This window comes from Heyndrickxia coagulans DSM 1 = ATCC 7050, from assembly GCF_000290615.1.
GTDB lineage: Bacteria > Bacillota > Bacilli > Bacillales > Bacillaceae_C > Weizmannia > Weizmannia coagulans.
Window position 1 is genome coordinate 1 of the sequence record NZ_ALAS01000278.1, and the last position, 10,314, is coordinate 10,314.

At 41.8% G+C, this 10,314-nt stretch carries 9 protein-coding genes and 4 pseudogenes; 10 read left to right on the forward strand and 3 right to left on the reverse strand.

Going from position 1 to position 10,314, the window contains the following annotated elements:
• Positions 1 to 178: 178 nt before the first annotated feature.
• The 8 genes and pseudogenes from IC21_RS14790 to IC21_RS17755 form a co-directional block, all read left to right on the forward strand.
• Complete coding sequence (locus tag IC21_RS14790) at positions 179 to 739, forward strand: DUF420 domain-containing protein (RefSeq protein WP_026104764.1); 561 nt, start codon at positions 179 to 181, stop codon at positions 737 to 739.
• Between the two features lie 147 nt (positions 740 to 886).
• Positions 887 to 1,270 (forward strand): hypothetical protein, encoded by a 384-nt coding sequence (locus tag IC21_RS14795; protein WP_029143050.1) that lies wholly within the window; start codon positions 887 to 889, stop codon positions 1,268 to 1,270.
• Positions 1,263 to 1,730, forward strand: coding sequence for an MltG/YceG/YrrL family protein (locus IC21_RS14800; RefSeq protein WP_029713916.1), 468 nt, complete (start codon positions 1,263 to 1,265; stop codon positions 1,728 to 1,730). The genes IC21_RS14795 and IC21_RS14800 overlap by 8 nt, the downstream gene beginning before the upstream one ends.
• 135 nt (positions 1,731 to 1,865) lie before the next feature.
• Positions 1,866 to 2,849 (forward strand): L-lactate dehydrogenase, encoded by a 984-nt coding sequence (locus IC21_RS14805; RefSeq protein WP_029143048.1) that lies wholly within the window; start codon positions 1,866 to 1,868, stop codon positions 2,847 to 2,849.
• Between the two features lie 293 nt (positions 2,850 to 3,142).
• Entirely contained in the window at positions 3,143 to 4,126 is a 984-nt protein-coding gene (locus tag IC21_RS14810; RefSeq protein WP_029143047.1) for a potassium channel family protein, read from the forward strand.
• A gap of 437 nt (positions 4,127 to 4,563) precedes the next feature.
• A pseudogene (locus tag IC21_RS17730) lies at positions 4,564 to 4,667 on the forward strand (helix-turn-helix domain-containing protein); the annotation flags it as partial.
• Positions 4,668 to 4,937: 270 nt separating this feature from the next.
• Positions 4,938 to 5,180 (forward strand): annotated as a pseudogene (locus IC21_RS16490) (IS110 family transposase); the annotation flags it as partial.
• 22 nt (positions 5,181 to 5,202) lie between these two features.
• Positions 5,203 to 5,561: pseudogene (locus tag IC21_RS17755) on the forward strand (transposase); the annotation flags it as partial.
• Here IC21_RS17755 and IC21_RS16825 read toward each other — a convergent pair.
• Positions 5,558 to 5,851 (reverse strand): transposase, encoded by a 294-nt coding sequence (locus IC21_RS16825; protein WP_142236809.1) that lies wholly within the window; start codon positions 5,849 to 5,851, stop codon positions 5,558 to 5,560. The pseudogene IC21_RS17755 and the gene IC21_RS16825 overlap by 4 nt on opposite strands.
• Positions 5,852 to 6,474: 623 nt before the next feature.
• Between IC21_RS16825 and IC21_RS14830 the strand changes: the two genes are divergently transcribed.
• A complete protein-coding gene (locus IC21_RS14830; RefSeq protein ID WP_029143150.1) occupies positions 6,475 to 6,906 on the forward strand; it encodes a universal stress protein in 432 nt (143 codons plus the stop codon).
• 167 nt (positions 6,907 to 7,073) lie between these two features.
• On the forward strand, positions 7,074 to 8,111 hold the full coding sequence (locus tag IC21_RS14835) for a YeiH family protein (RefSeq protein WP_029143168.1): 1,038 nt from the start codon (positions 7,074 to 7,076) through the stop codon (positions 8,109 to 8,111).
• A 326-nt stretch (positions 8,112 to 8,437) separates the two neighbouring features.
• Here IC21_RS14835 and IC21_RS16500 read toward each other — a convergent pair.
• Together IC21_RS16500 and IC21_RS14845 are read right to left on the reverse strand one after the other, a co-directional pair.
• Positions 8,438 to 8,980, reverse strand: a pseudogene (locus IC21_RS16500) (transposase); the annotation flags it as partial.
• A 296-nt stretch (positions 8,981 to 9,276) separates the two neighbouring features.
• Entirely contained in the window at positions 9,277 to 10,188 is a 912-nt protein-coding gene (locus tag IC21_RS14845) for a LysR family transcriptional regulator (RefSeq protein WP_029143167.1), read from the reverse strand.
• Between the last annotated feature and the right edge of the window lie 126 nt (positions 10,189 to 10,314).

Below are 10,314 nucleotides of genomic sequence, written 5' to 3' on the forward strand. Positions count from 1 at the left end.
GTGAAGCACGGTAGCCGAAAGTGTACAAAAAGAGTGTCTTGGAATACCCGATATTTAAACCTTGTCGAGAAAAACTTGACACATACAAAACTTCGCTATTGTTGTTTGTCTGCCAATCTTCATGCTATCATGGAAGCATATGGTTACAGAATATAAAAATGACGGGGTGCTTGAAAACATGAATAAAGGGAACAGTCCATCTTACCAACCGAAAAGTGATAAGAATTTTACGGCGCTGATTATCACCGTTTCCCTTATAGCAAATATCATCATTTTACTGCTCTTTTTTACGAACATCGGTTACAAGGGAAAAGTAGGATTTGATATTTATATTTTGCCGAGGCTGAACGCCGTTTTTAACAGCTTTACGTTTATTTTTCTGGTCTGCGCGCTCATTGCCATTAAACGGAAAAATATCAATGTGCACAGAGGATTTGTTCTGGCTGCTTTCGCGTCAACGTTTTTGTTTTTGCTTTCTTACTTGGCGTTCCATTATCTTTCGCCTGAAACGGCAAGATACGGCGGGGAAGGGGCAATCCGGGCCATCTATTTCTTTATCCTCATTACCCACAGTTTTCTCGCGGCCATCATTGTTCCGCTTGCCTTGTTCGCGCTTGTGTGGGGATGGACGATGCAGGTGAAAAAGCATAAAAAAATTGTCCGCTGGGCGATGCCAATCTGGCTTTATGTCAGCCTCACCGGCGTTATCGTTTACTTGATGATGGCGCCGTATTATTAAACAACACTGCACCAGCCGCCGGCCCGGTTGGTGTTTTTCAATGCAACTTTTGTCATAAATTCTTGCTTTTTATCGAAAATAAAGGGCCGGACATGTATAATAATAGAGAACAGGAAGAAGAGTTTTTGAAGGAGGGATACATATTTGATGGTCTGGACATTAGCAATTTTATTTGCGGTATCCGTTGTGTTGCTGATCATTTCCATCTTTAAAACGCGGAACCGTGCGAAAGAGGAACAGCAGGAATTGGAAACGGTGCATTTGGCACTTATGGATGAAATCAATCATCTGAAAGACGGCATCCAGACGCTTGAACTGGAAATGGAAATTCTTGAAAAAGAAGCCGGCATCCAGCTTTCTGCCTTTGATAAACAGTTCAGGCTTGAAGTGCTGGATTTATATAAACGCAACTACTCTATTGAAAGCATTGCAGAAAAAAAACAAGTGACGCAAGCCGAAATTGAGGAAATCTTGGCCCCGTTTATGGCGGCGAAAAACGAAAGGAGCAAGGTTGCCGGTGGGAATGAATAAATTGAGCAGCTTTGCCGCAGGGATTTTGCTCGCCACGGCTGTAACAGGCGCCGTTTATTTTTCCGGAACAGGCAAAGCAGCGGACAATACGGTGAAAAAAACCAATACGGCTGAAACTGCAAAGCTCTCCAACAGCCAGATGAAGGACAAACTGGAGCAAGCAGGATATGTCGTTCAAACCAAGGCTGCATATGACAAAGATCTGGCCGATGCGAAGTCATCCGCCGAAAAATCTGCAAATACCAAAACCGTCAACCGGGTTGTATTCCAGGTAACGGATGGGATGACCAGCATTGATGTCGGCAGATTGCTTGAGAAAGCAAATATCGTGGATGATGCATTTAAATTCAGTAAAGACGTCGAAAAGAAGGGCATTGAGAACCATCTCCGACCGGGCACTTATGTCGTGGACAGCACGATGAGTTACGATAAAGTGATTTCAACCATTTTTAAAAAATAATCATGCATCTTAAGCTGCCTACCGTACTGCGGATCGGGCAGCTTTTTTTATGCAGTATTTCCGGTTTGCGAAATTTTCTCTGCAATAGTATGACTTTAAATGTTAAAATAAAGAAAACAAGGAGGGGAGACAACAGTGAGAAAGACGAAATTGGTGGTTGCAGGCGTCGGGCATGTCGGTTCTTATGTGCTTGCAAATGCGATGAAACTGGGCCTTTTTTCGGAAATTGCTGTACTGGATAAAAAGGAAGGGGTCGCATTCGGGGAAGCGCTCGATTGGAGGCATGCCACAGCACTTACATATATGCCAAACACAAGCGTGAAAGCAGGGGATTACTCGGAATGCGCCGATGCGGACGTCATTATTTGTGCAGCAGGGCCAAGCGTAATTCCATCGGAAAAAGACGAAATGCCGGACCGGTCAGGGCTTGCCAGGACGAATGCCGCCGTGGTGCGGGAAGTCATGGCAGGGATTACGAAATATACAAAAGAAGCTGTCATCATTTTTATTACAAATCCGCTTGATACGATTGTCTATATTGCTGAAAATGAATTTGGCTATCCGAAAGGGCGGATATTCGGAACAGGCACCATGCTTGACTCGGCCCGCCTCCGCCAGATTGTTGCCGAAAATTACGGCATTGATCCGAAAAGTGTAACGGGGTATATGATGGGCGAGCATGGGTTTACCGCATTTCCGGTTTTCAGCCGTTTAAATGTACAGGGATTCCGCGAAAAAGAACTGGATAGCGTGTTTAAAGGAAAAGAACCGTTGGACAGAGAAACGTTCAGACAAAAGGTGGTGAAAACCGCTTTTGATGTCCTGAATGGGAAAGGATGGACCAATGCCGGTGTCGCTGAGGCTGCAGTCACATTGGCAAAAGCAGTAATGCTGGATGAAAAAAGCATTTATCCGGTTTCCGCCACTTTGCACGGTCAGTACGGATATAACGGTGATGTCGCTTTAAGCATACCAAGTGTCATCGGCCGGGGCGGGATCGAACAACAACTTGAAATTGAACTCGACGAACAGGAAACATCCTGGCTGCACGAATCGGCAAAATCGATTCAGCATACAATGGCATCGGTAAAAACCGGAAAATCGTATATTCGGGCTTGACCTGAAAGGTGTAAAAGGGCATGAAGAAAAGAAGGGTGTTGAGCATCGTCTCCGCCCGGGCACTTACGTCGCGGACAGCATAATGCGTTACAATAAAGTGATTTCAACGATCTTTAAAAATAGCAAAAAAGCTGCCCGGCCAACAATGGACGAGGCGGCTTTTTCATTGTCTCCACAATGCTGAAAAGAACAAAAATGAGGGCATCCCCATCCTTCAGCAAAAAATGATTTTACTGCGTGCTTATGGATACATCGTGTGCAATAATAGGGAAGTCCAAACGGGAGGAACAAGGATGAATATCCGTAAAATTCTCATTGCCGGTTTGATGTTTATTTTGATGATCATCATCGGCACTGCCGGTTACGAGTGGACGGAGCACCTGTCTTTTTTTAATGCGCTTTGGCTGACAGTTGTGTCCATCTTAACAATTGGGTACGGGGATATGTATCCGGTTACGTTTACAGGAAAAATTTTCACGCTTATTCTTATCCCAATCGCGATCGGGCTGGTTACATACATACTGGCACAATTTGCTGCCGCTTTAATTGAAGGGAAATTTACGAGCGAGGTGAAAAGGAGAAAGATGAATGCAAAAATCAACAGGCTCCATCAACATATCATTGTATGCGGATACGGCAGGGTCGGAAAACAAGTGATCAGCCAGCTGGAAAAAGAAGGGAAGCTCCTCGTCGTCATTGAAAAAAACAGTCAGGAACTGGAAAACACTTCAAATTTATTATATATTACCGGGGATGCAACAGATGACGATGTCCTGATTGCTGCCGGCATCAAACGGGCTGACTGCCTTGTGCTGGCGCTCCCAAAAGATTCGGACAATGTATTTATTACGCTGACGGCAAAAGGAATGAACCCGGATATATGGATCGTTACGCGCGCGGAAAAACACGAGTCAGAGAGAAAACTATACAGTGCGGGCGCCGATAAAGTGATTAATACGGCAAGCATTGGCGGCCATCGTATTGCGATGTCAGTGCTCCGTCCGGTCAGCGTTGAACTGGTTGAAAATGTACTGCAAAATGAGGACGCCTTTTACAGTGTTGAAGAAATCATTGTCGGCGGGCAATCACCGTTATCCGGCCGGTCCCTGAAACATTCCCGGATCCGTGAAATGTACGGGGTGACGGTTCTGGCGTTAAAACGGGGCGAGAAAATTATCAACAATCCTGAACCTTTTGAGCCATTATTGGCAAATGATATTGTCATTGTTTTCGGCCCGGACGAGAAGCTAAGAAAATTTGAAAAAGTGTTAGGATAAAAAAGAACCTTCCTTCTGCAGGAAAGTTTTTTGCATCAGCGCCTTTTCTTTTTGTTGTCAACTGTAACGGTCCGCTTTTTGGCAGCCGGTTCGAACTGAACTTGCACACGATAAACGTTTTCTGTGATTTCCAATATATCTTTTATTTTTCCATTTCTGCCTTTGATTCTGATATCCTGGCCGCAAACTGGAACCCTGTTCACCAGCTGGCTCAGTATATGTTGCTGATTTTCATAGTAATGTACGGTTTTCATCTGAAACCCCCCTTAACCCGTTTTTCTAAACATATGAATTGCACTGTGATTTCATTCGTTCTGATTGGTTGGGGGAACCGTTTTTCAGAGAAGGACGGCCAAGAGAAGGGAGGGGGAATGGCCGTCATTCTTCAAGCCGAAGGAACTGTTGGCCGCTTCTACCTCCCGAAAGAGGTGGAAACCGTGCTGATCAACAAAGCCTACAAATTCCGCATCTGCCCAACAAAAAAACAGGAAATCCTATTGCCAAAACAATCGGATGCAGCCGTTTCGTTTTCAACCATTTTTTTGAAGCCATCCATGCAGATATTGTTTTTGAAGAGCCGGAGAATGATGTGAATGGGTTTATGTTGAGGATTGTATCGAGGTAGAATGTTTTAATTAGATGAATGCCGGATAGTGAACCTCTCATCACTATTCGGCATTTGTTAACATAAGAGGAGCATTCCTGTAATGAAGGAAATTTGAGGTTTGCACAAAAAAGAGCCCCCCTGGTATGATACGAGGTGTCCAGAGCTTGAAAAGCAAAAATGGACCCTTAATTGATATCCAGGGAGGACGGCATTTATGCCGAACTGAGAGAAGGCGCCAAATTAAGAGATCAGCTCGTTAAACAGCTTATGATCACAGATGGCCGTATTCAAAACGTTATTCAGCGCTACTTTCCGGAGTTTTTTGACGTATTTAAAGACTGGGAAGGCAAAGCGGCCCTTTGTACCTTAAAAAGTTTTCCATTTCCTTCACAAATCAAGGAAATGACTCCTGAAGAAGTGCTTGAGAAATGGAAGACACAGGTGGAAAACACTCTTCGTCAGTTTGTAAAATGGGTGGCAGGAGATTCTCCGCAATCTTTACAAGAGAGGATTATAGGAAGTCCTTCTCGGTGTATTCGGTGGTCTTCCGGGATTAGAGGAAGACTTTAAGCCGTTTTATCCAAAAGCCGATGTACAGCGTTGTGTGTTCATAAAGTACGGAATACCTTACATCGTGTTCGAAAAAAAAGATCAATTTGAAATAGCAGAGGATTTTAAACTGATTTACCGTGCGCCGATAAGAAGTTCGCGTTACAGATGTTTCAACAGTTTGAGACGAAATGGTCCGACAAATACCTGAGAGCGGTCATATTAGCTCGTAAAGCTTTTCTAACGTTGTCTAATGCCCTGATCAGTCATTTGGACTACATGAAGCTTATCAACGATAGTTTTGCGTGTACTGTTTTGACCGCATCTTTGTATGGTTGCCACATTTCTATCGTGATGTACTCGATGTAGTGTTTATCACTGATTTCTGATAATCGCTGAACAACTGTCTCTTTATTGAGATTCTGTTGAATGTCATAAATAGTGTGTTTTTCAACATTGGTTAGTATAAGACGTGGTCTTCGGATGATGTGTATTTCTTCTATCCCAAGCCACCCAGGAGTTTCAAAATTATATTCACGTTCCTTGCGCAGAACATCGTCTTTAAAGATTTTTCTGTCTACACCAACGCTTTCTGCAACCTACACAAAGGTCTTGCGTTGATTCTTGTTCGATGGCTTAAACGATCCTTTTGGTCATCTTACGCTTATCATCAACACTGTCTAAAGGTTTCCAGAAGGTAGAGCCACATTACCGGCACTTTTAAAGCTTACGTTTTATCTGCTGGCCGAAGCAATTTAAACGAAAGAGTTTATTAGGTTGGACAAGCGCGCTCCAGAACAACTGCTAACGAACCGTAACGGTCCTTCCTTCGTTTCTTCTCCACTACCTCCAATACACCGTTCATGAAATCCAAGAACAAATCCATGATGCCTTATGCCGCAACGTCAAAATTTTGTAACACTGAAAGCGCCAACTTCGAATAGACGCGCTAACTTTCCGCAGATTAAGCAGGATAATTTTCGCTTGCGACAAGGAAATCTTCGTCGCTTCCGAAACGAAAAAGTATCTTTTCAAGTTCATGAGCTACATGCTATATAAATTTGCTTATCATCATAATTGTTATCTCTTATTTTTATAATATGAAAAGCTGTATTAAACTAGTTACGTAGAAAGGTTGAATAGAGTGATTCCACTGTATTTGACTAATATTTTAAGATGGAGAGGTGGTAAAATGAAGAAAATTTTGTATGCAACGGATGGGTCTAATTACTCGAGATATGCAGCAGAAACAACAAAAAGTTTTTTGAAAATTTGGCCTGAAGCTAAATTAATTGTTTTATATGTGACGGCAAAGGAAAATTATGCCTACGATTTAGTGCCGGATGCAGTAGAAAGATATGAGGAAACCGTTGCGAATCAAATAAAGGAAGAGGTAGAAAATCAGCTGTTTGCCGCTTGGAAAGAACGCGTCCAGTTTATGCATAAAATAGGCCATCCAAGTACAACCATTTGTAAAGTGGCTAAAGAAGAGGACGCTGATTTAATTATAATGGGCAGCCACGGAAGAGGGTTTATTAAACGGGCTCTATTAGGAAGCGTCACTCTCGGCGTATTAAATCGCACGCACATCCCTGTTTTAGTAGTCAAAAAACCGATTTCATAAAATGATTTGCGCTTTTACCATATGTTTTACTTATTATCCTTATTAAAAATCATTATTTCACTTATTAAAGAAATCAAGGTATTCTTAAGGAGGTCGCTTATAAAAAATAATTTTGTACTAGTTCTTCTTTTCGGACTACAGCTTAGTAAAAAAGAGGTGTAACATCTATGGTGAATGAAAACGTAAGTTCTTTAAAAATGCCTTCTCCCCGCGGAAGTTCTAAGGGACTTTGGCTAGGTGGTGTTGCCTTTACTTTTGCGATTGCGGCAATTGGATTTGCGCTAGCGGCAATACCAGGGCTTGATCATTTAGGGCCTCTCGCATGCGCGATTTTGATCGCAGTCGTGTATCGGCAAATTTTCGGATATCCAGAATTGATTCGGTCCGGCATTCAATTTTCTGCGAAACGTTTATTAAGATTTGCCATTATCCTATTTGGCTTAAAGCTTAATATTGATGTCGTGATCCATCAAGGATTAGGTCTTCTCGTCCGTGATGTTGCTGTCATTGTTTTTTCTATTTTTGTGACGGTTGGGCTTGGAAAATTATTAAAAGCCAATTCATCCTTAACATTATTGCTCGGAATTGGAACAGGTGTATGCGGAGCGGCCGCTATTGCTGCTGTTTCTCCGATTTTAAAAGCTAAAGATGATGATACAGCCATATCTGCAGGGATTATCGCGCTTGTTGGCACTATTTTTTCTATAACTTATACGATTATTCGGCCATTTTTGCCCGGTTCAGATTTGCATTACGGAATTTGGAGTGGAATTAGTTTGCACGAAATTGCGCACGTCGCTTTAGCTGGCGCTCCGGCAGGACAAGATGCGTTAGCTATTGCCTTGTTGGCAAAGTTAGGAAGAGTTCTTTTGCTAGTACCGCTCAGTTTTATATTGATGTATTGGATGAGCCGGAAAAATGCTGGTCGGGGATCCGAAGATACAAAAGTGGAGTTTCCTTGGTTTTTGATTGGCTTTATTCTTATGAGTTTGTTTGGTAGCTACGTTCTCGGGAAATCCATTCCTATTTCAAAAAGTGCATTAAACAGCATTTCTTATTTCACATCATTTATTTTGACATCAGCAATGGTCGGCCTTGGATTGAATATTAGTCTTAGCGATTTACGAACAAAAGCTTTACGTCCATTAATTGCTATGTCAATTACATCTGTTTTATTATCTTTTCTATCTTTTTTCATCGCTTAACTATGCGGAAAGATAGAAAAGTTTAAGGTGGACCCCATCGTCAAGACACAAATTTAAAATTTTTAAGGTGGGGCAGAATCTGAAAAACAGATACTGACTAATAGAGCGTGAGGATGCTCATTGGAGGCAGTTAGTGGACAGTTCACATTTTTTGGAGTGATTCATCCTGCTTTATTTTTCCTTCTCCGGGGGTGTTGTGTCAAGGGCGAGTGTAGCGAGGGCTTTGCCGAACCCTTGACACAACACCCCCGGAGAAGTATCCTCTACCCGAAGGATGAATCACTTAAAGGCCATAAACGGAGGCAGGAGTCTTATAGCCCAGGGCCTATGTGGCGCTGTACAGCCTTTCGGTTGATGACCAAACCTTCGGCATTCAGTAAAGCAACAATGCGCCTGGAGCCGTAATAGGGATGTTTGGTGTAGATTTCATCAATCCGATGTTTGATAAACAATTCTTCAGGAGACGGCCCGACTGGCTTGTAGTACAGGCTTGAACGGTTCAGGCTCAAAAGATCGGCCTGGATGGAAATTGGCAGTTTTGCTTCGTCATCCCAGTCGACCATTTCAACTCGTTCTGCTCTACTCCTTAATTCCAGATTTTTTTTAAGCCACGACAACTGCGTGGTTAGGCGGCCGACTTCCGCATAGAGACTTTCAATGGTCTGTTCATACTCGGCTTTCAATTTTTCAACTTTTTTGTTGCCTTTTTCAAAGACTTTTGGCATCTGTTCAAGAAAAGCATTTCTCCATTGGCGAATTTGATTCACATGGATTCCATGAGCAGAAGCAATTTCGTTCATCGTTTTTTCTTCTTTTAAGACCTCTAGCACGACTTGAGTTTTAAATTCAGGCGTATAACTTTTTCTCATAAACCTACTTTAACAGCTCCTCATTTTGTGTCTAGTTTTATGGGTCCATTATATTGGTTCAGGAATTGTTGGGGCGGCAGGCGCGTTTCTTTTAGTGCCTATTATGCTTGTTGTGCTAAAAATTCCAACAAGAATGACGATTGCCTCCCAATGTCGAAATGAGTATGTGATCAAACAAACTCTCACGACTGGAGGAATACTCCTTATACCTATTGTAGGACGGATTCGGAGGAGTAAGGATAGGAGGAAATGGGGGGAGAGCGGGGGACAGAGCTATCTTTTAAAGGTAGAAATGATCATTTAGGGAGAACGCTATTTAAAGTTGATAAGATCTCATTCTTACGTAAAATATCCAAGAAAATCTCTGTAGCCTTCGTTTTAAACTGTGTAGCCTGTGTAATTAAGAAAAATTTACGTGAGAAGGGAGTGCCATTTAATTTAAGTATTTTTAATGTACCAAGAGAGAGTTCTTTTCTAATCGCCCAATACGATAGTAAGGTAATTCCTAATCCTGCTTCTACTGATTCTTTAATAATTTGAGTGCTGCCAAACTCCATGATGTTATGGGGATGAAATTCAAATTTTGAGAACAAGTTTTCTACAGCTTCTCGTGTTCCAGAACCTACTTCTCGTACAATCCACGTTTCTTCCCTTAATTGTGATAGCTTTACGTCTTTTTGATTGGCATAACGATGATTGGCAGAAACAATGATGAACATAAAATCTTCGGCAAATGGTTCCATATACAGATCCTCATGTTTAAACTCACCTTCTACAATTCCAACATCTAATTGATGACTAGCTACCAATTCTTCAATTTCTTTTGTGTTGGCTATCGTAATAGTGGGCCTGATCAATGGATACTTTTCATGTATATGTGCAATGATATGAGGAAGAATATATTCACCATAAGTGTAGCTCGCTCCTATCCGTAAATCCCCACTCGGCTTATTCATTACATCATCTACTAAATATTGCATATGTGTATAGAGTCCCAGTATTTTTTTTGCATGATGATATACAATTTCCCCTGCTTTATTTAATCGTACATATTTGTTAGTTCGTTCCAAAAGTCTCGTCCCGAGTGTTTGTTCGAGGTTTTGGATGTATTGACTAACTGCAGGTTGCGTCATATGTAGTTCTTCTGCGGCACGTGTGAAGTTTTCTTTTTCGGCTACAGTAACAAAGACAAGTAACAATTGATCCATTTTAACTTCCTCCTTTATCATAAGTAATTTATTACTTATGGATTTAAGTCAATATTTTGGACACCAATAAGTGAAATTTAATTTTGATCTCATGCCATATTTTTCATGACATCGCTGGTCGCTTGA